Source organism: Mycobacterium florentinum, from assembly GCF_010730355.1.
Taxonomy (GTDB): domain Bacteria; phylum Actinomycetota; class Actinomycetes; order Mycobacteriales; family Mycobacteriaceae; genus Mycobacterium; species Mycobacterium florentinum.
Window position 1 is genome coordinate 3,554,428 of sequence record NZ_AP022576.1, and the last position, 21,458, is coordinate 3,575,885.

Sequence of the window (21,458 nt, forward strand, 5' to 3'; positions counted from 1 at the left end):
CGCCCTCTCGGCGTGCGGCGTGGGCAGCGGTTATGTGATGGAGGCCGCGTAGATCTGGTCGATGTTCGATCCCAGCTTCTCGTCGAATTCCGCATCGCTGCGCTGGGCGGTCAGCCCCTCGGTCAGGGCCCGCGAAAAGCTGGCGATCAGGCCGTGGTTGCGGGCCAGGATCTCGCAGCTCTCGGTGAGGCTGTAGCCGCCGGACAGGGCTACCACCCGCAGCACTCGGGGGTGGTCGATCAGCGGCGCGTACAGGTTGTCCTCGTCGGGCAGCGTCAGCTTGAGCATGACCTGCCGGTCGCCCGGGAGCTCGTCGAGCTTCGCGCTGATCGCCGCCACCAGCAGGCCGTCCGCTTCGGGTTTGTCGGGGCTCTTGATACTGACCTCGGGCTCGATGATCGGCATCAGTCCGGCCGCGGCGATTTTGTCCGCGTACTCGAATTGCTGGGCAACGATGGCGTTGATGCCCGTCTGGTTGGGCTCCTGGATGAACGAGCGCATCTTGGTGCCGAAAATGCCTTTGCCGACGGCCCGCTGCAACAAGCCGTCGAGTTTGGTCATTTCCTTCATCAGCTGCACCCCGTTTTCGGCGTCGGCCAGCCCCTGGTCGACCTTCACGAACGGCACGATGTGCTTCTGCTTCCACAAAAAGGCCGCGGAGTCCTCACCATTGATGGTGCGGTCCATGGTCTGCTCGAACAGGATGGTCGCGATCACCTTGTCGCAGGTAAAGCTCGGGCTGGTTATCAGCCGCGAGCGCATCTCGTGGATGAGGTTGAACATCTGCTCGTCGTCGTCGTACGAGTCCTGCTCAATCCCGTAAAGCTTCAAGGCTTTTGGCGTACTGCCACCGCTTTGGTCCAGCGCGGCGATAAAGCCACGCCCCGATGCCATTGCGTTGCGTTGCTCTTCGTTCACTGCATCCCTTCGTCGTTGTTTGGTCCGGGCCCCGCCCGGTGCTGAGAACCCGGCGACCCCGGGTCCCAGCATTGCGCACCGGCACCTGTGTGCCTACAGCGACTTTCGACTGCCGCCGGTATGCCGCACCGCTGACGATTCGGCCAGAACCTATTGACTGAGACTATCGGCATATGTGACGATTTCGTCAGCATCGGCCCGGTCATGCGGAGGAACGGCTCGGCCGGGCAGCTAGGAGATTCCCCATGAGCAACGGGCCCAATGGTGTGGCCGCCTACCGGCACAACATCTACAGCCGCGCCGCCTTGCTCGACCCCTACCCGCACTATCGGCGACTGCGCGACGCCGGCCCGGTGGTCCGGCTGCACGGCCACCGGGTCTACGCGCTGCCGCGCTACGCCGAGTGCAAAGCCACGCTGCGCAACGACGGAGCATTCATCTCCGGACGCGGCGTCGCGCTCAACCCGTTCAGCAACCGACTCTCCCGCGGCACCACGCTCAACAGTGACGGCGCCGAACACGATCAGCGCCGCAAGCTTCTTGCTCACCGGCTGCTGCCCCGGGCGCTGCGCTCCGTCAGCGAAGCCATCGAAAAGCAGGCGGACGCCGTCGTCGACGCCGCCGTGCGACGCGGCCACGTCGACGCTGTCGCCGATCTGGCGACGGCCCTGCCGCTGGCCATCGTCCCCGATCTCGTGGGCTGGCCGCGCGATCAACGTAAGCATCTGATCGACTGGGCCGGCGCCACGTTCGACATCCTCGGACCGCTCAATTGGCAAGCCATCAAAGCGACTCCACGCAGCCTGCAGATGCTACTGTTCGCCCGTCGCGTGGTGCGGCAACGCACCGTCCTGGACGGAAGCATGGCGCACGAGCTGCTGTGTGCCGCCGACGCCGGCCGGCTGAGCTACGACGATTGCCCGGCCCTGATGATCGATTACCTCGCCCCTTCCCTGGACACGACGATCAGTGCCATCTCCAACGCCCTGTATCTGCTGGGTACGCACCCCGAGCAGTGGCGCCTACTCAAAGAGCAGCCCGGCCTGATCCCCAATGCCGTCAACGAGGTAATCCGCTACGAATCGCCGCTGCGCGCCTTCGCACGCCAGGTGTGCCGCGACACCGAGATCGCCGGCACGCGGATACCTGCCGGGTCCCGGGTTCTGGTCATGTACGCCTCGGCCAACCGCGACGAAAACGAGTGGGACAGACCCGAAATCTTCGACATCCGCCGCGACGCGGCCCGCCACATCGGTTTCGGCCACGGCACCCACGCCTGCGCCGGTCAGGGACTCTCCAGGATGGAAACCGCTGCCATTTTGCGTGCGCTGCTGGAACGGGTGGACCGGATCGATGTTGTCGGGCAACCGGTCTGGGCGGTGAACAACATCATCCGCCGGCATCAATACCTTCCCCTCAAGCTGACACCGGCCTGAACATTTACCGCCGGATCGGCACCCGCACCGGGTAAGGGTTGTGGTCGAACGCGCGCGACGAACGGTTTGCTATCTCGTTGGTGAGTGAGTACTCTCTCACCATGCCCGACTCGGGACGCGATCGACTGTTGGCGGAGGCGCTGAAGCTTTTCGCCGCCAAGGGCTATGCGGCGACGTCGGTGGCCGACATCCAGCGGGCGTCCGGCCTGGCGCCCGGATCGGGCGCGTTGTACAAGCACTTTGCCTCCAAGCGCGAACTGCTGGAGGCGGCGGTGACCCAACGGATCGACAGCATCGTCGCCGCGCGAGAGCAGTTCGACGCCGGGCAGCCGGACGGCGTCGAGCAGGCGGTGCGAACCGCCGGCCAGTTGATCTGGAGCAACCTCAACGAAAGCGAGGATTTGCTCAAGGTCATGCTGCGCGAACCCGAAGAGCTCGGCGATCTCGACGAGAAGACGTGGCAGGTCATCACCGACAACGCCTATCAGCGGTTCGCCGACGAGCTGGCCGCGTCCAATCGCGCCGGCCGCACCAGCATTCCCGATCCCGAGGCCGCCGCGGCCGTGGCGATCGCGTCGTTGTCCCACGCGGCGACGCTGCAGGCGCTGTCCGGACGGCTACCGGGCAACGTCGACGAGGACCGTTATTTCGAGGCCTGGGTCACCCAAACCGTCAGCATGCTCGCGCACCACACCACCCCCAGAAACCGTTGAACATCAACCTATTTCAGGAGTAGAACCGTGACTTTCTCATTGCAACTGAGCGACGACGTGATCGAGGTGCGCGACTGGGTGCACCAGTTCGCGGCCGAAACCATCCGCCCCGCCGCGGCCGAATGGGACGAGCGGGAGGAAACCCCGTGGCCGGTCATCGAGGAGGCCGCGAAGGTGGGCCTGTACTCCCCCGACTTCTTCGCACAACAAGCCGCCGAGCCCACGGGCTTGGGCTTTCTCACCGCGTTCGAGGAGATGTTCTGGGGTGACGCCGGCATCGCCCTGTCCATCATGGGGACCGGGCTGGCCGCGGCGGCGTTGGCGGGCAACGGAACTCCCGAGCAGCTGGGCCAGTATTTGCCTGAGATGTTCGGTACGCCCGGCGACCCCAAGCTCGGTGCGTTCTGTTCCTCGGAGCCCGACGCGGGTTCTGACGTCGGTGCCATCCGCACCCGGGCCCGCTTCGACGAGGCGACCAACGAGTGGGTTCTCAACGGCACCAAGACCTGGGCGACCAACGGCGGGATCGCCAATGTGCACATCGTGGTGGCGTCGGTCTATCCGGAGCTGGGCACCCGCGGTCAGGTGTCGTTCGTTATCCCGCCCGAGACCAAGGGCCTGTCGCAGGGGCAGAAATTCAAGAAGCACGGTATCCGCGCGTCGCACACCGCCGAGGTTGTCCTCGACAACGTGCGGCTGCCCGAGGACTGCATTCTCGGCGGCCGCGAGAAGTTCGAGGCCCGAATCGCGCGGGTCAAGTCCGGCGCCTCGGCGGGCGGACAGGCCGCGATGAAGACCTTCGAGCGCACCCGGCCGACCGTCGGTGCGATGGCGGTCGGTGTGGCCCGGGCCGCCTACGAGTATGCGCTCGAATATGCCTGCCAGCGTGAGCAATTCGGCCGCAAGATCGGCGAATTCCAGGCAGTGGCGTTCAAGCTAGCCGACATGAAGAGCCGGGTCGACGCCGCCCGGCTGCTGGTGTGGCGCGCCGGCTGGATGGCCCGCAACAACCAGAACTTCGACTCCGCGGAGGGCTCGATGGCCAAGCTGGTGGCCAGCGAGGCCGCGGTCTACGTCACCGACGAGGCCATCCAGATCTTGGGCGGCAACGGCTACACCCGCGACTACCCCGTGGAGCGGATGCACCGCGACGCGAAGATCTTCACCATCTTCGAGGGCACCAGCGAGATCCAGCGGCTGGTGATTTCGCGGGCGCTCACGGGGTTGCCGATCCGTTAGGTTTGAGCCATGAAGCGTGCGGTCGTCGCGGGAATCGGATTCGTCGTCGTTGGCTGCTGCGCGGGAATGCCGGTGGCCGCGGCGGACAACCCGGCCTGCACGCCGTCCATGTGCGCGTTCTTGTCTCCGTCACGCAACATCAGCTGCGAGGTCAACTACAAGCGTGACCCCGGCATCCCCGATGAGGCCTATTGCCAGACCAACGAGCCGCAGCAATCCGTGCACCTGTCCACCGGCGGAGTCGTCACCACCTGTAAGGGTGTTTCCTGCGTGGGCAACGCCGGAGAGGGCGCGCCTACCCTGGACTATGGCCAAACCGCCGGTGTCGGTCCCTTCACCTGCACATCCAAGCCCGATGGAGTGACCTGCACCGCGTCCTCGGGCAAAGGATTCACCATCTCCAATGCGGGGATTACCTCGATCGGGTGAGGCCGGGCTTCGCTTTTCGTCCTTTTTTCGCCCTAAACCGTCTTGGCCTGAACGACTCTCATCGCTAGCTTCGTAATCCTTCGAGAAGGTGCTTGCGTCAGAAGGGCCACATCATGCCCCGTGGGGTGTCGACGAGAGTCGGACTTTATTTCGGGCTGCTGCAGCTCGCCTTCGGACTGACGTGGGTCGGGTACGTCATCTATCTGCCGCAACTCGCGGCGCAGGCCGGCATCAGCGCCGGCGTGGTCGGCTGGCTTCTGGTGTGCGATCAGATCATCTTCGCGTGCTGCGACTGGGCGGCCGGTGTCGCCGTCGACCGGGTGGCGCGGATGGTGGGCCGGGTGGGCTGGATCATCGCGGCGGCGACGTCGGTTTCGGCGCTGGCGTTCCTGCTGCTGCCGCTCGTATCGCGTTCTGGTGCTTACATTTTCGTGGCGTTGATTGTGGTGTGGGCGATCACCTCCTCGGCCCTGCGCGCACCGCCGCTGGCCCTGCTCGGCCGATACACGCCCGACGGCCGGCAACCGTGGGTCTCGTCACTGTTCGTGGTCGGAACCGGTATGGCCACCGCGTCGACGCCCTTTCTGACCGGACGGCTCACGACGTACGACCCGCGGATCCTCTTCGGCGCATCGGCCGTCTCCGTTTTCGCGGTGACCCTGTCGATCGTCTGGGCCGAAAAGACCCTCACCCGCACCGCGCCGCCCGAGAAAGAGGCACCCACCGAATTTCGGGTCGGGATCTTGCTGATGTTCCTCGCGGCGGTCTTGGTGGCGCAACTGGGATTCCAGGTGCATTCCTCGCTCAATGCCCAGCGGCTCTTCGCCAAATACGCTGAACCCAGCGGACTTCCGGCACTGCTGTCGCTGTTCTGGATCGGGTTCGCGCTGTTGACACCGCTGGCGTCGTTGCTGGCGAAGCGTCTCGGCGGCCTGGTCGCGATGATGGTGGGCGCAGTCATTGCCGCCGGATCGGCGTGGGCCGCCGCACTGGCCACCGACGTCGTCTCGCTCGGCATCGCCCAATTCGTCTGCGGCGCAGCCTGGGGCGCGGTGATGGTCGGCGCGGTTGTCACTGCCTTTGCGATCGGCCGCCACGGCCGCGAGGGCACCGCGGCCGGCGCCCTGTTCTCGGTGATTGCGGTGGCGACGATGGCGCGCATCGCGCTGGTGACCGCGCATGGTGATCGGGTTGCGGCGGTAGCGTCCGCCTTGCCCTGGTTGCCCACCGTGTCATGGTTGGCGGTGGCGCTGCTACTGCCGCCGGTCCTGCTGCGGATGCGGCGGGTGCCACAGCCCGCCACGTAGATCCGCTACGCGGAAGCGCGATTCCGTTCCCGCTTGGCCAGTAGCGGCAATACGCCTTCGGCGAACCAGTACGCCTCTTCCAGGTGCGGGTAGCCGGAGAGAATGAACTCGTCGAAGCCCGGCGAATGGTATTCGCTGATCAGGTCGGCGACCTCCTGGTGGCTACCGACCAGCGCGGTGCCGGCACCCCCACGGACCAGGCCCACCCCGGCCCACAGATTGGGATAGATCTCGAGCTTGTCGAGCCGACCGCCGTGCAGCGCGGTCATCCGTCGCTGCCCTACGGATTCCGAACTAGCATGCAGCGCTGTGGCTTTCGCGATCTGATCGTCGGTGAGGTCGGCGAGCAGATCATCGGCAACGGCCCAGGCGGCGGACGAGGTGTCGCGGCTGATGGTGTGCAGCCGGATGCCGAACCGGATCCTGCGGCCCCGCGCGGCAGCCTGCGCGCGCGCACCTTCTCGATCTTGGCGGCGGCCGCCTGCGGCGGCTCACCCCAGGTCAGGTAGACGTCCGCGAATTCGGCCGCGATCAGCAAGGCAGCGCCGGATGACCCGCCGAAGTAGATCCCGGGCAACGGGTTCGGCGGCGCCGAGACGCGGGCATCTTCGACGGTGTAGTACTTCCCGGTGAAGTTCACCGAATCCTGCGTCCAGACCGGTCGGACGATCCGCAGGAATTCGGCGGTGCGCGCGTAGCGCTCGTCGTGACCGGGATAGTCGCCGAACCTGCGTGGCTCGGCGTCGTCGCTGCCGCTGACCACGTTGAGCAACACCCTGCCCTCGGAAAAACGTTGCAGTGTCGCGGTCGGCGGCGCGGGCCACCTCGGCCAGGTAGCGGCGGCTCGGTGCGCGATACCCGGTGGGGACGTCGCGGTTGGACGACGCGTGGGAACCGCCGACGATCGAACGGCTGTCGCCTGTGGTGGGCAGGAACCAGAAGAATCTCGCAGACATCTCTCGCCAAAGTAGGTGCCCGGCAAGCGCAGGACAAGTTGGATTCTGGGCGGATTTAACCCGTCCACTGACGGAATGGCTGGACCAAATTGGCGGGGCCTTGGCGCCGGCGCGGCGCAGACAAGACATGATTGCGCAATGACCACCGAGCTCCGGGTTCTCGAGAGTGAGGGCGACCTCATCGCTGCGCTGAACGTGTTTCGCGTCGCGATGGTGGGCTTTCCGCCGATACCGGATCTGCCGCCCGGCCAGATCACCAAGATGCTCGAACCCGGTCGTATGGTCGGCGCGTTCGTCGGCGGACAACTGGTCGGCACCGCATGCGCCGCGACGAGCACCCTGACCCTGCCCGGCGGCGCCACGATCAGCCACGCCGCCGTCACGGACATCGGAGTGCTGCCGACCTTCACCCGACAGGGCATCGCCACCGACTTGATGCGTCACCTCTTGAACGACTTCACGGCGCGGGATGAGGTGGTCGCCTCGTTGCGGGCGTCGGAGGCCACGATCTATGGGCGCTACGGCTACGGCGTGGCGAGCTCGATGCAGAGCGCGGAGATTACGACTGCACGGGCGGCATTTCGTCCAGGTGTCGGGTCCGGTGGTCCGGTCCGACTGGTCAGCCCCGCCGAAGCCTGGGAGATCCTGCCCCGGATCTATGACGCCAATCGCCCGTCGCGGCCGGGAACCATCGACCGTCCCGGGGGGTGGTGGGAGGGCGTACGGCTGCGCACCGAATTATCTTCGGGTGCTTGGTATGTGGCCGTGCACGGCGAGCCCGGCGCCGAATCGGGTTTCGCCCGCTACCGCCCGACCGACACCGACAGGTGGTTCCTCAGCGACCAGCGCACCATTGTGGTCGAGGATTTCTTCGCGCCGACCACCGAGGCCTATCTCGGATTAGTGCGCTTCCTCCTCGGTCTGGATCTCGTTGACCGAGTGACGTTTTGGATGCTGCCCCTCGACGATCCGCTGCCCTCGCTGCTCGTCGATCGCCGTGCGGTCAAGGTGACCGCGGTGCACGACGAAACGTGGCTGCGGGTCGTCGACGCCGAAAACGCGCTGGCGAGTCGGTCCTATGCCGGGGCCGGCGCGATCACGGTCGCCGTCAATGACCAACTGCTGCCAAAGAATTCGGCCAGCTTCGCGATCAGCGCAGACGGGGCCGAACCGACCACCCGGCGTGCCGACCTGCACGTCGGGATCGAGGGGCTCGGTGCCGTGCTGCTGGGCGGCACCCGCTGGCACAGTCTCGCGACGGCCGGGCTGGTCCGGGCCGAGGATCCTGCGGCGCTAGCCGTCGCCGATGAGCTGTTCGCGGTGCGTCAAACACCGCATGCCGGAACGTTCTTCTAGGCCCGGCGCACCGCGTCCGAAACTGCTTGTGGCGCTTCGGATTGCGGATAGTGCCCCACGCCGTCGAGTTTCGTCACCTCGGCGCGCGGCAGAACGTCGGCGGCCGCCTCGAGAACATGGCGCCCCGAGACCGGATCATCGAGTCCCCACACCAGCCGCAGCGGACCATCCCAACCGGCCAGCGCCTGCTCCCACCGACGGTGGTGTTCGGCACGTTCAGCGTTGTAGCGGATCAGCAGATGTACGATCTTGTGGCCTCCGTCTCGCGAAACGCCGTACCAGAGGTCATCCAGCTCGGCGTCGGTCAGCCGTGACCCGCGGACCGCATCGAGCCCGGAGCGTAGCCGGCCGGCATTGACCCGGCCGGCGATCAGCTTTCCGATCACCGGCAGAATCAAGAGCTTCTGTAGCCGCGTCGGCCGGTAAGCGTTGTAGACGATCCCGGAATTCAGCATGACAAGGCTGGAAATGCCGAATCCCAGGGTGCCGGCCGACACCCGATCTATCAGCTCCTGGGCGACGATGCCGCCGTAGTCGTGGGCGACCAGGCGTACCGAATCCAGGTGCAGGTGCGCCGCCAAATCCTCTACCACGTCGGCTGATTCGGCGACGGAATACTCGTAGGGGTTTGGTTTGTCGGAGGCGCCGTAGCCGAGAAAGTCGAGCGTGACCACGTCGTGGTCGGCGGCAAGGTCGGTGGCGACCTCGGCGTAGTCGTAGGACCAGGTGGGAAATCCGTGCAGCAGGAGCACGGCCGGCCCCTGCCCGCGACGCCGGTACGCGATGCGGTGTCCCCGGCGGCTGGTCAGCGTCTCGCATTGGTCGATCCAGTCGCGTGCGCGCAGAGTCGCCATGCGGCTATTCTCTCGCATGTAGCGGGGGCCACCGACGCAGGAGATGATGCCGGCGTGACCATCAAGTCATTGCCCGACGTGCTACGGATGGGCCAGCTCGAACCGACCTACGAGGCCGAACTGCTCGCCCGGTACGACATCCCGGAGCTGCCCGACGGGCCCGAGCGGGCCGCGTTCCTGGCCGACCACGCGGCCGGCGTTCGCGTGGTGTTGACGTCGGCTCCGCCCCGCGGCATCGACGCCGCGACCGTCGCGGCCCTGCCGAGTTTGGGGGCGATCGTCAACTACGGGGCGGGCGTGGACTCCATCGACCTGGAGGCCGCCCGTCAGCGTGGCATCGGCGTGAGCAACACGCCCGACGTGCTGTCGGACACCGTCGCCGACACCGCGCTGGGGCTGATCCTGATGACCCTGCGCCGCTTCGGCGAGGCCGATCGCTTTGCGCGGGCGGGCAGCTGGGCGAGGGAGGGGCGATTCGGGTACGGCCGGGACGTCAGTGGCCTGCAGGTCGGCATCTTGGGTCTGGGCCGCATCGGATCGGCGATCGCGACGCGGCTGGTCGGATTCGATTGCGCCATCGCGTATCACAACCGCCACCGGATCGACGGATCGCCCTACCGGTATGCGGCGTCGCCGCTGGAGCTCGCCGAATCGGTCGACATCCTCGTCGTCGCCACGACCGGCGACCCCAAGGCCCGCAATCTGGTCGACCGCGCTGTCCTCGAAGCGCTGGGGCCGGAGGGCTATCTGATCAACATCGCCCGCGGCAGCGTCGTGGACCAAGAGGCACTGGTGGAGTTGCTCGCCGCGGGCGAGCTCGGCGGGGCCGGGCTGGACGTGTTCGTCGACGAGCCCAATGTGCCTGCGGCGCTGCGCGATCTGGACAACGTGGTGCTGTTCCCGCACATCGGCAGCGCCACGGTGCGGACCCGCCGGGCGATGGCGCTGCTGGCGATCGAAAACCTCGACCGGTATCTGGCTACCGGCGAGCTGGTCACCCCGGTGCTGCCGCCGCGCCGCTAACTCGCCGGCGCCGGCGGGTGGGGCACCACGACCGGGCGCGATGTGCGGCGTCGCTAATGCCGGGTCGTGCCGGCCCGTTGTGTAACCAGCGCGACGGCGGCCGCGACCAGGTCGGGTTGGTGAATCTGAATGAAGTGATCGCTACCCGTCGCGACCAAGTGCGGCGTTTGCGGCACCAGCGCGACCAGATCCGAGGCGGCCTCGCGCCATGCCTGCTCCAACTTCGTGCCCTGCTCGGCCGACGCCGTCGCGGGACTCACGAACGGCTCGGTCCTGGTGAGCACCGCGATGGGAATGGGCGGAAACACCGGGGCGGCGCCGACCTGTTCGACGCTCTTGTCGATATCGACCTCCTCGAACGCGGACGAATCGGCGAACTGCTGCGGTGGCGTATCCAACGCCCGCCGATATGCGGGCCAGTCGACTCCCAGCAGGCTCGGTATTTCGACACCGAAGGCGTCGACGAACACCACCCCGCACACCTGGTCGGGGTAGGTCTGGGCGTACAGCCGGGCAAAAAGCCCGCCCAGCGAGTGCCCGACAAGCAGGTAGGGGCCCCGAAGCCGTGCGGCATCCAGCAGCGCGTGCAGGTCACCGACGACCTCGCGCGCGGTGCGTGGCATCGCGACCGGTGAACTGCGGTCGCTGAGCTCGAGCGGGTCGGAATTGCGCAGGGTGCCGGGCCGGTCGTAGGCGCAGACGCGATGGGTGCCGGCCAGGGCGGGCAGTACGGCGGGGCCCGCCGCCGGTGCTGCTGCGTCGGACTGGCTCCACGGATCCGACGAGTTGTGATAGCCCGATTCCAAGATGACGGTGGGGCTGCCCTTTCCACGGCATTCGAGGTAGAGGTGGCGGCCGTGGCCGATGTCGATCGGCCCGCTGAAGTCACCCGACGAACCCGATGCCCGCGCCGGGTCGCCGTGCGCACAGCTCACCAGCGCGAGCACCAGCGCGGTGGTCGGCAGGAGGACTCTCCAAACTGCGGGCACCGCGTCATTGTGCGGGCACGCGACGCGGCTGGGACGCACTGGCTGCGGCGTTGCGCGAACGTTTTAACCAGTCCCCGTGTCTGACGTGGCGTCGGCCGGTTCAGTAGGGTCGCCGTAACAACGGGAGGTTGACCACCGTGGCTACCAGACGAGGCGCCCAGCTCTGGGTCGTGGCGGCTGTTGGCTATCTCGTGCTCGAGGCGGTCGCCGCCGCAAGTTTCGGGTCGGATTACAGCTACACCCGCAACTACATCAGCGATCTCGGGGTGAACGCCCCGCACGCATACTTGATCCACATCGCGTTCTATCTGCAGGGCGTGCTGTTCCTGCTCGGCGCGTTACTCATCGTCGGCATTCCCGATAACCCAAGGGCCCAAGCGTTTTTGGGCTTCGTCGCCACGAACGCGATCGGCAACATCGTGATAGGGACCGTGCACAGCGGCGAGCTCCATCGCGCCGGAGCGGTGCTGGCGATCGTCGGGGGCAACGCCGCCATCCTCGCGGGATCCGCGGTAGTCGCAACCGTCGGCGGGTGGCGCTGGTACCGCCACACCTCCGAACTCCTCGCGACCGTTGGCCTGCTGAGTCTGGTCATGGTGATCGTCAACTCGGCGACGGCCAAGACCAATCTGCTGCCGAGCGGGGCGTGGGAGCGCGGCAGCGTCTACTCGATCATCGGGTGGCAGCTGGTTACCGCCGCCTACCTGCTGAGGCTTGCGCACGGTCCGGACTGCGACTAGCTGCGCCGGCGCACCAGCCGCTTCTCGACGGCGCCCAGGATCGCGTCGCTGAGTTTGCCCAACGCGGCCAGCAGGACGATGGCCAATAGCATCACATCGGTGCGCCCGGTGTTCTGGCTGTCGAGCAACAAGAACCCGAGGCCCTTCGAGGACGCGATCAGCTCGGCCGCGACCACGAACAGCCACGCATTCGCCAAGCCCAATCGGAGCCCGTTCACCAACTCCGGAGCCGCGGCGGGCAACATCACCGTCGCGAGCAGGGATGCGCCCCGTCGTCCGTAGGCCCGTCCCACCTCGACAAGCTGTGCGTCGACGTGGGAGAGCGCCGAGGCCGTCGTCGTGTAGACCGGAAAGAACGCGCCAATGGCGACCATCAGGATCTTCGGCGTCTCGTCGATGCCAAACCACAAGAGCAACAACGGAACCCACGCCAGGGAAGGCACCGTGCGAAACGCCGCGATGGTGGGTGCGAGCAATCTGCGCACGACCACCGACAGCCCGACCAGTGAACCCAGCGTGAGCGCCGCGGCGGTGCCCGCCAGATAGCCGACCAGCACCCGAGAACCGCTCGCGCGCAAGTGAGTCCATAGCTCACCGCGCCGGAGCAGCTCGCCCAGCGCGGACACCACGTCGCCCGGCGGCGGGAGCTGGCTGGGCGAGAAGAACCCCGTGCCCGCCGTGACGAGCTGCCAGAGCACCAGCAGCAGCACCGGGACGATCAGCCCCACCAGCGCCAGCGGCAACTTCGCCAGCCGGCCGGACCGTGACGTCAGTGCGCTTGCTGCGCGTATTTCGGCTCGATCAGCGTGCTCAGCGCGTTGCGGCCCGCGTCGTCGGACTTGATGTCGGAGTCGGCCACCGCGAGCGGCTCCACCCGAGTCAGCACCGTGCGCACCGGATCCCCCGGCACCGAGTTGATGTCCACCAGCGTCCTGGTCAGCTCCTCCTGCGCCACGCTCAGCGCTATGTTCGCCTGCGAGGCCAGCAATGCCGCCAGTTGATCGGGATGCGCCTTCGCCCACTTCCGGGCCTCCTCATAACTGTTGACCACGGCCTGCAGAGCCTCGGGGCGGTTGGCGATGAAATCCTCACGGGCGTCCAGTACGCCGAAGGTGTTGAAACTCGGGTTGCGGTAGATGAAGCGCGAACCCTGCTGCTGGATGGTTTGCGCGATGAACGGGTCCAACCCGGACCACGCGTCGACATTGCCGCGTTCCAGGGCAGTCTTGCCGTCGGCATGCTGCAAGTTGACGATTTCGACATCGCTGGGTGAAAGTCCCACGGTGGCAAGCGATTGCAACAAGAAGAAGTACGGGTCGGTGCCCTTGGTCACGGCGACCTTTTTACCCTTCAGATCGGCCACCGAATTGATCGGCGAATCCTTGGTGACGACCAGGCCCGTCCATTCGCCCCCGGCATAGAGGTCGACGACCTTGATCGGCGACCCGTTGGCCCGCGCGACCAATGCGGCCGAACCGGCGGTGGATCCGATGTCCAGTGCCTTGGACCGCAGCCCTTCGTTGGCCTTGTTACTACCCGCCGAAAGCACCCAGGTGACGTTGTAGCCGCGGTTTTCCAGCAGGTGCTGGTCACGCACCACCAGGCTCAGCGGGTTGTAGTAGGCGTAATCCAGATGGATGTCCTTCGACGCCGTAGTGCTGGAGTTCGAACCGCAGCCGGAGACCGCGACAACGCTCGCGATCACCGAAATTGCGGTCAAATAACGAACTTTCACCATGCTTTTGCCTCACTGCTACGTCGGGGTACACCAAGTTCGTCCAACAACTGCTCGCGCAACGCGGCGATACGCGGATCCCCGCGGTCGCGTGGCTTGGGGATTGCGACCTCGTGAGTCGCGGCAATACGGGCGCCGCCGGTTGCGTCGGCGCGCAGAATCAGCACCCGATCGGCGAGGATCGCGGCCTCGTCCACGTCGTGCGTCACCAATACCGTTGTGGTGCCGGCCTCTTGCTGCACGGCATCGAGCAGGTCCTGCATCCGCAGTCGGGTGAGCGCATCGAGGGCGGCCAGTGGCTCGTCCAGCAACAGGACCCGCGGGCGCCGCGCCAGGGCGCGCGCGAACCCGGCTCGCTGTGCCATGCCACCGGACACTTGCCGCGGACGGTGGTTACCGAATTCGCGCAACCCGACGACGTCGAGCCAACGCTGCACGGTGCCAGAGCCTTTGGCGCGCGGCGCGCCGGGCGCCAAGCCATATTCCACGTTTGCGGCCAGCGACCGCCAGGGCAGCAGACGAGGCTCCTGGAACACCACCGCGCAGCGCGGGTCGATTCCGCGGACGGCTTCGCCGTCGATCTCGATCCGTCCCCCGGTCGGACTGTCGAGGCCGGCGATGAGGCGCAACAGCGTCGACTTGCCGCTGCCCGACGACCCGAGCAGCGCGACGACCTCACCCGGCTCGATTTCGATGTCGACTTCGTGGAGGACGGTGTGTGTTCCGAACGTGCGGTCGACGCCACGAAGGGACACCCGGGCCGGCGCCGGATTGGTCGACATCACCTGCGCAGCCTAGGAATTGCGCTGGCAGGCCACCAGGTTTGCTTCGGTCGTGATTCAAACCCGGCCCGGGGGGGCAGACTTCGGAGTGACAACCGCTGTTGTATCGCGGGTCCGGAATATCCGTTTGAGCGGCACTGTATTTGGACGGGGTGCGGCGCTAATTTTCCGCGGCGTGCTTCGAGGCACACAGCTGTGGCCGACATCACTGCGACACACAGTTTGTCGATCAACCGCGTGCAGAGACTGGGGAGGAAATCGGTGTGCAGGTCGGATGTGGAAGTGACCGGCCAGGAACTTCCGGCGCCGGTGGAACCGCATGGACGTGACGAACGCGGTGAATCCGGGGGATCTGCACTGTTATTCGCCGCGGTGCTGGCCGTCCTGCTGGCGACTGGCTGGGCGGCCAACCACTTCGCCGGATTGATCCCCGCGCTCAGCGTCCACCGGCATCTCAACAGGGCCACGCTCGACGCCATCTTCGGGATCTACGCGGTGGGACTGCTGCCCGGCCTGCTCATCGGCGGCCGACTGTCGGATGTGCTCGGGCGCCAGTCAGTGGCCTGGGCGGGATCGATCACCGCGCTGGCCGGCACGGTCGCGATGTCGCTGTCACAGCATTCCGCGGTGTTGCTCGGGGGCCGGTTGGTGGTCGGGGCCGGTGTCGGGCTGGTGGTCAGCTCGTGCACCGCCTGGGCGTCGGACATGAAGGGGCCGGCCGGCGCCGCCGTCGCCGGGGCCGTCCTGACGGCCGGTTTCGCGGTCGGCCCGTTTGCATCCGGCGTGATCGCCTCGGCCGGGCAATCCGGGCTTTGGGAGTCGTTCGGAATCGCCGCCGTACTCGTCGTGTTGGCGACCGCCGTCGCGGTGGTGGCGGCTCAGCGCGCGAACGTGCCCGCCCCATTGCCCAGGCCCAGCCGCGAGCGGACGGCGTCGGCACGCCCCGCCATCGCGCGGGCGTTGAGTTGGGCGCTGCCACTATCCCCGTGGGTGTACTCGTCGGCGACTCTTGCATTCGTCACGATCCCGAGCCATGTGCAGACCGGGCTCGGGGCCACGATGGCCGCGGGGACCGCAGCGCTGATCGCCAACGGCGTCAGCGGCATTACTCAATTGGTCGCCCGTGCGCGCCAATGGGGTCCGCAGACCGGCACCGTTGGCGCCGTGCTGGCCGCGCTGGGCTACGCGGTGACCGCCGCGGCGCCGTCGACCATTCCGCTGGGCGTGGGTATGCCGCTACTGGTGGTTCTCGGCTGCGCGTCCGGCCTGCTGCTCCGCGAGGGCTTGATCGACGTGGAAGCCGCTGCGCCGCAACACTTGCGCGGCGCCCTCGCGGGAACGTTCTACACGGTGAGCTACGTCGGCTTCGGCCTGCCGATGCTGTTGAGCACGATCGGGTCCGCCCAGGCCGGTTCGACGATCCTCGCGGTGATGGCGGTGCTGGCGCTGACCACCGGCGCAGCACGGGCGGTGCGGCTGCGGCGAAATAGTCACCGGCGAAACGAGTTCCGCCCTGCGTGATCGCCTCGCCGCTACAGTGCCAGCGCTCGGCGCAGCACAGTGATCTTCTCTGCCTCTTCACGCTTGGAGATCGCCGCGTCCTGGATCAACATCGAGCCGTGGAATGTGCCAGGGAACAAATGCAATTCGACGCTCACGCCCGCGGCAAGCATGGCCAACGCGTAGGCGACGCCTTCGTCGCGCAGTGGGTCGAAATGCATGACCGAAACGTAGGCGGGCGGCAGACCCGCCAAATCGGTGGCACGCGCCGGCGCGGCGTAGACCGGTACGTCGTCAGTGCCGGCACGACCGGCGCCCAGGTAGCAGTCCCAGCTGAGGATCGCTCGGGGCCTGCTCCACAGTGGGGTATCGGTGAAGTCGGTCATGCTCGCCGTGATGAGCCGGTCGTCGAGTTCGGGCACCGATAGAAACTGGAACGCGATGTGCGGTCCGCCGCGGTCGCGTGCCAGCAGCGCCAGCGCCGCACACAGTCCGCCACCGGCGCTCATGCCGTGGATGGCGATGCGTTGCGGATCGATACCCAATTCGTCGGCATGAGCCGCCATCCAGACCAGCCCGGCGTATACGTCCTCCAGCCCGCCGGGGAATGGTGTTTCGGGTGCTAGCCGGTAGTCGACGGACACCACGACGACGCCCAGTTCACGGGCAAGTACGACGCTCGAGCCGTGCTCGGTTTCGAGGTCGCCGGCGATGAAGCCGCCCCCGTGCACGCTGTACACCGCGGCCGGAGCGCTGGGCTGATTGGGCCGGTAGATGCGGATCGGCACCGCGGGATCGCCATCGCGGCCGGGGATTTCACGGTTCTCAATCTGCAGTCCGGTGGCATCCGGCACCGGCAACGCGGCGATCATCTCCGACATCGCCGCCCGGATGGCCAGCGGGTCAGTGCCCGGGAGGTCGGGCAGATGTGGAAGCACCGCAGCGATTTCCGGGTCGAATGCATAGGTTGTCATCTGGTACTCCTGAATCGATCAACGCCAACGTCGCTCGTAATACTGCCTGCGGCCTCGGCATCTGGCTAGATCGATTTCGAGGTTGTGCGCAAGCTGTACATATTGGCGCGCCGGCGGTCAAGTCGCGGCTTGGTACGGGAATGAAGTCGAGAACTAATCGGTTCGTCTAAACCAAATGAAGTTCCTGCTGATAACTCTGATCACGCATGTTGCGGATCCGGCTTCGGGCGAGAAAAAGAGCCCGGCAGACCGGCTGCGCGAAGTCCTCGACAAGGCGGTCCTGGCCGAGGAACTGGGCTTCGACGGCTTTGCGGTGGGCGAGCGGCACGAGGATCCGTTCATCTCGTCCTCGCCACCGGTGGTGTTGAGCAACATCGCGGCGCGCACCTCGAAAATCGCTCTCTTTACCGGGGTTACGACGCTGAGCTTGCTCGATCCGGTGCGCGCGTTCGAAGACTATTCGACGCTGGACAACCTCTCGGGCGGGCGCCTCGAACTGATCATCGGCAAGGGCAACGGTGCGGCGCAGGCCGAGTTGTTCCACGTGACGGCCGAGGATCAATGGGAGCGCAACCGCGAAGGTTACGAGCTGTTCCGGTTGCTGTGGGACAGCGAGACCGTGACATGGTCGGGCCGCTTTCGCCCGCCGCTGGTCAACGCCAAGGCGCTTCCCCGGCCGCTGCAGAACCGGATCCGGATCTGGCACGGCAGCGCGACGAGTACAGCCTCCGTCGACCTCGCGGCACGGCACGGCGATCCGCTCTTTTCCGCCAATGTCATCAACCCGATTGAGCCGTACGCCGAGCTGGTGAGCCACTACCGGCAGCGGTGGGAGTTTTGCGGCCACCGCCCCGAGGACGCCCTGGTCGGTGCCGGGACCGCCGGGTTCTACATCACCCCGACGTCACAGGAAGCCGTGGCCGCCTACCGGCCGATGTTCGAAGCACGCCTGGCGTTCGCACGCCGTGCCGGGATGCCGGTGGTGTTCGAGTCGATAGAAGATTTCGTCGAGCGAAGCTCGGCGTTGGTGGGCAGTCCTGAGCAGGTGATCGACAAGGTGGGTCGCTATCACGAGCGGTTAGGCCACGAGGTGATGCACCTGTCCGCCGATGCCGACGGTGTGACGCCCGCCCAGCAGCGTCGTAGCCTCGAACTGTTTCAGTCCGAGGTGGCCCCCGTTCTGCGCGCGCGTATTCCGAGTCGCCCGCTGATGGCTCAATGGAATCTCAAAGATGTTGTCGGATGACTACTTCCACGCGAATACCGGTTGCTCGAGCTGATCGACCGCGTCGTGTCGGCCTTCCAGGCACAGCCAGCGCAGCTGCAACAACACCGCGCCGGTCGGTGCGTGGATGAGGTCATTGCCCAGCGGGATCTGCACGACCGGCCGCGGGCTCTCCTTGATGGTGATGAACCGCGGCGAGTCATCGCGCTGCAGTTGGTGTAGCCCCACTCGGTATACGGCGACGACCTCGTCGGGGGCGGGATCGGGATCGAGCCGTCCGCCTCCCCAGATCACCACCGGCGTGATGACGTATCCCGATCGGGTCGGGTAGTCGTCGAGCAGGCCCAGCACCGTCGAGCCGGGCAGTGCGATCCGCACTTCTTCGCGCAGTTCCCGTAACGCCGCGTCCACCGCCGTCTCGCCCGCATCGAGGCGGCCGCCCGGAAGTGCCCACTGCGCGGCGTGCGAGCTGAGCCGAGAAGCCCTGCGGCACAGTAGAAATGCCGCGCCGCCGGACACGTCGACCATGCGTCCGTCCAGATTCTCGGCCGGCATCGGGCGACCGGCATTCCAGTCCTGGACCGGCACCGGATCGACGCGGTCCTCTCCGACCTTTGAATCGACCAGCACCACCGCCACCGCGGCGTGCCGCTTGGTCGGATCGGTCACCGCGCGACGGTCATGATTCGCGAGATGCTCGCGAATCCGCTCGCGCAGCGCCTCGTCGTAAGGGATGGTCACGTCTGCAGCCTAGGTGGCCGGTGGCTCAGTTCTGCCGACCGGCCAGCTCGGTGACGAATCGATCGACGAAGCCGTCCACTGTCCCCCGGCCGGCGGGCCGGATGACGAATTTCGTCAATCCCGCCTCCAGGTAGGCGTCGAGTTGCCGGTGCAGCCGATCCCAGTCCGAGGCGATCAGATCACCGGGATCGACGTCCGGACGACGCCGGCGAGCCGCTGCGATCAACTCCGGCGACAACTCGCCATCGGCTACGCCTAGCGAAATACCGAAGTGGTCGGGCTCGATCTGCCGGCCGGCCTGCTCCGCGGCCCGCTCGATCGCCTCGCGCCCGGCCCGCGCCTCATCCGGGGTAAGGAAGCTGCCCAACCAGCCATCCGCCAAGGTACCGATGCGGCGAAACGCTGCCGGCGCCGAGCCGCCCAGCCAAATATCCAGTGGTGGAGCGGGTTTCGGCGTGACCATAGCTTCGTTGACGGTGAAGTAGCGGCCGCGATAGCTGGCTGAGTCGTCGGTCAGCGCGCAGCGCAGCACTCGCAGCGACTCGTCGAACACCGCCGCACGCTCGCCATCCGGGACCGCGAACAGCTCGCGCTCGGCCGGAATCGCCGACCGTAATCCGAAGACCGGAAGTACCCGCTTGGGTGCGATGGCGGCCAACGACGCCAGTTGTTTGGCCACCAGCACCGGATGGCGCCCCGGGAGCACCGCCACCGATGTGCCGACCTTCAACCGGGTCGTCCGGGCGAGCGCGTAGGCCATGCCGACAACGGGTTCCACCGTCGGGGCGTAAACCAGCTCGGAGAACCACAGCGAGTCGACACCGCTGTCCTCCAGATGATCGACAATGCCGGCGAGCTGATCGGGTGTGCTGTCCGCACCCAGTCCAACCCCGAAGCGAATCTTCACCCGCGTCTCCCTTCGTGCGTCGCACACATGCGTATCGCAACGCCCCGGCGCCGCCGTTTGTGCCCTTACTATCCAGAACCATGACCGACAGCGACGTCGTGGCGATCACCCAATTGGTGAACCTGTACGGACTGGCCGTCGACTCCCAGCGCTGGGAATTGTTCGACCGGATCTTTGTCGCGGACGTGGATGCCGACTACGGTCCGACGTCGCGCTGGACGGATCGTGAGCGATTCAAGTCTGAGTTCGCCGCGTTCCACGATCCCTTCGATTCCACCCAGCACACGATGTCCACCCATGTCGTGCACGTCGACGGCGACCACGCGCGCAGCTTCTGCAACGGCGGCTGGCGCCTGGTGCGCAATGCCGTCGACGGCAATCCGCTCTGGGACGGCAGCGGCTGGTACGACGATGCACTGGCGCGCACTCCCGGCGGCTGGCGGATCACTCACCGGGTATGCCGCATCACCTGGTGGACCGGAAACCCGTCCGTCAACGAGACGATTGCCTGCGTGAGGTTCGACCTGGCGACTACCGTGTTGCGCCGCGAAGCCGATGCCGGACGCGTCGGAATCCTCGGTGCGGCACTGAAATAACGCGACTCTCAGGCGTTGGCGAACTTCTCGGCGAGTTCGACAGCCTCCTGCTGGATCCGACCGAACTGGGCACCCATCGCTTCGGATAGCGCCGTCGCGCCCGACAGCGGGCGCACCATCACCATGAACTCGTCGATCAGGCCGTCCTCGTCGAAATGCAGGAAGTCGCAGCCGGTGATCTTTACGCCCGGCACGCCGGCAATACCGGTCTCGAAGATGAGTGCATGGTCGCGACCGTCGGCGCCCGCGATCTCACGGACGTAGCGGAAATCCTCGAAGATCCGCAGCACACCGCGCAGGATCGCCGCGGTGATCGGCTTGCCCACATACGGCTTGAACGCCACCGGGCTGGTGAACACCACGGTGTCGGCCAGCAACGCCTGGATTGCTGCCTCGTCGCGGTCCTCGACCGCCTTCCGGAATGGATGCATCAGGTTATGGTGCCGGATCCGCGAGGTAGTGCACGAGCACGGGTCGCAGCCAGTCGATGAGCGTCGCGTCGTCCATGCGGGCCAGCGGCGGGATGCACAGGATGTAGCGGGCGGTCGCGAGGCCGAGAAGCTGCGATCCGACCAGCGCGGCCCGCTCGGGAGCGCGATCGGGAACCACCGCGGCCAGCGCCGGGGCCACCTGGTCGACGAACATCGCGAGCAGTGCGTCGGCGGCCGTGCGGTTGGTCGCGGCCGCGCGCAGCAGTGGCAACAGCGGCCCCTCCGGTCCCCACACCCCGATGAACAGCGGCAGCAGTAGATCCGCCACGCGGTCGGGGGCAATGCCGGACAGGTCGGGGAACTTCACGTCGAACCGCGAAGCCGCGGCGAAAAGCTCTGCCTTGCTCCCGAAGTAGTGCATCACCAGAGCCGGATCGACGCCGGCCTCCGACGCGACCGAACGGATGGTGGTGCGTTCGAAGCCGTGGCTTCCGAACTGCGACCGCGCCGTCGTCAGGATCGTCGCCCTGGTGGCCTCCGCGTCGCGGGCTCTGGTCGCCATGACCGACAGTGTATTCAACAACTGTTGACATAGCACGCACCGCGG

The 21,458-nt window shown here is 66.7% G+C and carries 22 protein-coding genes and 1 pseudogene; 11 read left to right on the forward strand and 12 right to left on the reverse strand.

Annotation, left to right across the window (positions count from 1 at the left end; genetic code table 11):
- Positions 1 to 30 precede the first annotated feature (30 nt).
- Entirely contained in the window at positions 31 to 918 is an 888-nt protein-coding gene (locus G6N55_RS16840) for a fructose bisphosphate aldolase (protein WP_085222229.1), read from the reverse strand.
- A gap of 245 nt (positions 919 to 1,163) precedes the next feature.
- Here G6N55_RS16840 and G6N55_RS16845 point away from each other — a divergent pair, with 245 nt between their 5' ends.
- From G6N55_RS16845 to G6N55_RS16865, 5 genes are all read left to right on the forward strand, one after another.
- On the forward strand, positions 1,164 to 2,354 hold the full coding sequence (locus tag G6N55_RS16845; protein WP_085222228.1) for a cytochrome P450: 1,191 nt from the start codon (positions 1,164 to 1,166) through the stop codon (positions 2,352 to 2,354).
- A gap of 101 nt (positions 2,355 to 2,455) precedes the next feature.
- Positions 2,456 to 3,067, forward strand: a complete 612-nt coding sequence (locus tag G6N55_RS16850; protein ID WP_085222227.1) for a TetR/AcrR family transcriptional regulator — start codon at positions 2,456 to 2,458, stop codon at positions 3,065 to 3,067.
- A gap of 27 nt (positions 3,068 to 3,094) precedes the next feature.
- Positions 3,095 to 4,306 carry an acyl-CoA dehydrogenase family protein gene (locus G6N55_RS16855; RefSeq protein WP_085222226.1) on the forward strand — a complete coding sequence of 404 codons (1,212 nt, stop codon included), beginning with the start codon at positions 3,095 to 3,097 and terminating at the stop codon, positions 4,304 to 4,306.
- 9 nt (positions 4,307 to 4,315) lie between these two features.
- Positions 4,316 to 4,735 (forward strand): DUF6636 domain-containing protein, encoded by a 420-nt coding sequence (locus tag G6N55_RS16860; protein WP_085222225.1) that lies wholly within the window; start codon positions 4,316 to 4,318, stop codon positions 4,733 to 4,735.
- A 125-nt stretch (positions 4,736 to 4,860) separates the two neighbouring features.
- Positions 4,861 to 6,042, forward strand: a complete 1,182-nt coding sequence (locus G6N55_RS16865; RefSeq protein WP_163667362.1) for an MFS transporter — start codon at positions 4,861 to 4,863, stop codon at positions 6,040 to 6,042.
- Positions 6,043 to 6,047: 5 nt separating this feature from the next.
- Here G6N55_RS16865 and G6N55_RS16870 read toward each other — a convergent pair.
- A pseudogene (locus G6N55_RS16870) lies at positions 6,048 to 6,998 on the reverse strand (LLM class flavin-dependent oxidoreductase).
- A gap of 138 nt (positions 6,999 to 7,136) precedes the next feature.
- Between G6N55_RS16870 and G6N55_RS16875 the strand changes: the two are divergent.
- Positions 7,137 to 8,354: a GNAT family N-acetyltransferase gene (locus G6N55_RS16875; protein ID WP_085222223.1), complete on the forward strand. Its 1,218-nt coding sequence runs from the start codon at positions 7,137 to 7,139 to the stop codon at positions 8,352 to 8,354.
- On the opposite strand, the gene G6N55_RS16880 is transcribed toward G6N55_RS16875, so the two are convergent.
- Complete coding sequence (locus G6N55_RS16880; protein ID WP_163667365.1) at positions 8,351 to 9,208, reverse strand: alpha/beta fold hydrolase; 858 nt, start codon at positions 9,206 to 9,208, stop codon at positions 8,351 to 8,353. The genes G6N55_RS16875 and G6N55_RS16880 overlap by 4 nt on opposite strands.
- Positions 9,209 to 9,295: 87 nt before the next feature.
- Here G6N55_RS16880 and G6N55_RS16885 point away from each other — a divergent pair, with 87 nt between their 5' ends.
- Positions 9,296 to 10,231: a 2-hydroxyacid dehydrogenase gene (locus G6N55_RS16885; protein ID WP_179968184.1), complete on the forward strand. Its 936-nt coding sequence runs from the start codon at positions 9,296 to 9,298 to the stop codon at positions 10,229 to 10,231.
- A gap of 53 nt (positions 10,232 to 10,284) precedes the next feature.
- Here G6N55_RS16885 and G6N55_RS16890 read toward each other — a convergent pair whose 3' ends face one another.
- The gene (locus G6N55_RS16890) at positions 10,285 to 11,220 is read right to left on the reverse strand and encodes an alpha/beta fold hydrolase (protein WP_163667368.1); all 936 of its coding nucleotides are present in this window, start codon (positions 11,218 to 11,220) and stop codon (positions 10,285 to 10,287) included.
- Positions 11,221 to 11,357: 137 nt separating this feature from the next.
- Here G6N55_RS16890 and G6N55_RS16895 point away from each other — a divergent pair, with 137 nt between their 5' ends.
- A complete protein-coding gene (locus tag G6N55_RS16895) occupies positions 11,358 to 11,960 on the forward strand; it encodes a DUF998 domain-containing protein (protein ID WP_163667371.1) in 603 nt (200 codons plus the stop codon).
- On the opposite strand, the gene G6N55_RS16900 is transcribed toward G6N55_RS16895, so the two are convergent.
- From G6N55_RS16900 to G6N55_RS16910, 3 genes are all read right to left on the reverse strand, one after another.
- Positions 11,957 to 12,658 (reverse strand): ABC transporter permease, encoded by a 702-nt coding sequence (locus G6N55_RS16900; RefSeq protein WP_085222965.1) that lies wholly within the window; start codon positions 12,656 to 12,658, stop codon positions 11,957 to 11,959. The two genes, G6N55_RS16895 and G6N55_RS16900, sit on opposite strands and share 4 nt — an antisense overlap.
- Positions 12,659 to 12,729: 71 nt before the next feature.
- The gene (locus G6N55_RS16905) at positions 12,730 to 13,695 is read right to left on the reverse strand and encodes an aliphatic sulfonate ABC transporter substrate-binding protein (protein WP_085222964.1); all 966 of its coding nucleotides are present in this window, start codon (positions 13,693 to 13,695) and stop codon (positions 12,730 to 12,732) included.
- On the reverse strand, positions 13,692 to 14,450 hold the full coding sequence (locus G6N55_RS16910; RefSeq protein WP_085222963.1) for an ABC transporter ATP-binding protein: 759 nt from the start codon (positions 14,448 to 14,450) through the stop codon (positions 13,692 to 13,694). Before G6N55_RS16910 ends, G6N55_RS16905 begins: the two co-directional genes overlap by 4 nt.
- A gap of 288 nt (positions 14,451 to 14,738) precedes the next feature.
- Here G6N55_RS16910 and G6N55_RS16915 point away from each other — a divergent pair, with 288 nt between their 5' ends.
- Positions 14,739 to 15,998, forward strand: a complete 1,260-nt coding sequence (locus tag G6N55_RS16915) for an MFS transporter (protein WP_232078768.1) — start codon at positions 14,739 to 14,741, stop codon at positions 15,996 to 15,998.
- 11 nt (positions 15,999 to 16,009) lie between these two features.
- Here the strand turns inward: G6N55_RS16915 and G6N55_RS16920 are convergent, their stop codons facing one another.
- A complete protein-coding gene (locus G6N55_RS16920) occupies positions 16,010 to 16,951 on the reverse strand; it encodes an alpha/beta hydrolase (RefSeq protein ID WP_085222218.1) in 942 nt (313 codons plus the stop codon).
- Positions 16,952 to 17,126: 175 nt separating this feature from the next.
- On the opposite strand from G6N55_RS16920, the gene G6N55_RS16925 reads away from it, so the two are divergent.
- Positions 17,127 to 18,197: an LLM class flavin-dependent oxidoreductase gene (locus G6N55_RS16925; protein WP_085222217.1), complete on the forward strand. Its 1,071-nt coding sequence runs from the start codon at positions 17,127 to 17,129 to the stop codon at positions 18,195 to 18,197.
- Here G6N55_RS16925 and G6N55_RS16930 read toward each other — a convergent pair whose 3' ends face one another.
- Together G6N55_RS16930 and G6N55_RS16935 are read right to left on the reverse strand one after the other, a co-directional pair.
- Positions 18,198 to 18,917: an NUDIX hydrolase gene (locus G6N55_RS16930; protein WP_085222216.1), complete on the reverse strand. Its 720-nt coding sequence runs from the start codon at positions 18,915 to 18,917 to the stop codon at positions 18,198 to 18,200.
- Between the two features lie 25 nt (positions 18,918 to 18,942).
- Entirely contained in the window at positions 18,943 to 19,824 is an 882-nt protein-coding gene (locus G6N55_RS16935) for a TIGR03854 family LLM class F420-dependent oxidoreductase (protein WP_085222215.1), read from the reverse strand.
- An 80-nt stretch (positions 19,825 to 19,904) separates the two neighbouring features.
- On the opposite strand from G6N55_RS16935, the gene G6N55_RS16940 reads away from it, so the two are divergent.
- On the forward strand, positions 19,905 to 20,420 hold the full coding sequence (locus G6N55_RS16940; RefSeq protein WP_085222214.1) for a nuclear transport factor 2 family protein: 516 nt from the start codon (positions 19,905 to 19,907) through the stop codon (positions 20,418 to 20,420).
- A gap of 8 nt (positions 20,421 to 20,428) precedes the next feature.
- On the opposite strand, the gene G6N55_RS16945 is transcribed toward G6N55_RS16940, so the two are convergent.
- A complete protein-coding gene (locus tag G6N55_RS16945; RefSeq protein ID WP_085222213.1) occupies positions 20,429 to 20,851 on the reverse strand; it encodes a nuclear transport factor 2 family protein in 423 nt (140 codons plus the stop codon).
- Positions 20,852 to 20,855: 4 nt separating this feature from the next.
- Entirely contained in the window at positions 20,856 to 21,413 is a 558-nt protein-coding gene (locus tag G6N55_RS16950) for a TetR/AcrR family transcriptional regulator (RefSeq protein WP_085222212.1), read from the reverse strand.
- Positions 21,414 to 21,458: the final 45 nt, after the last annotated feature.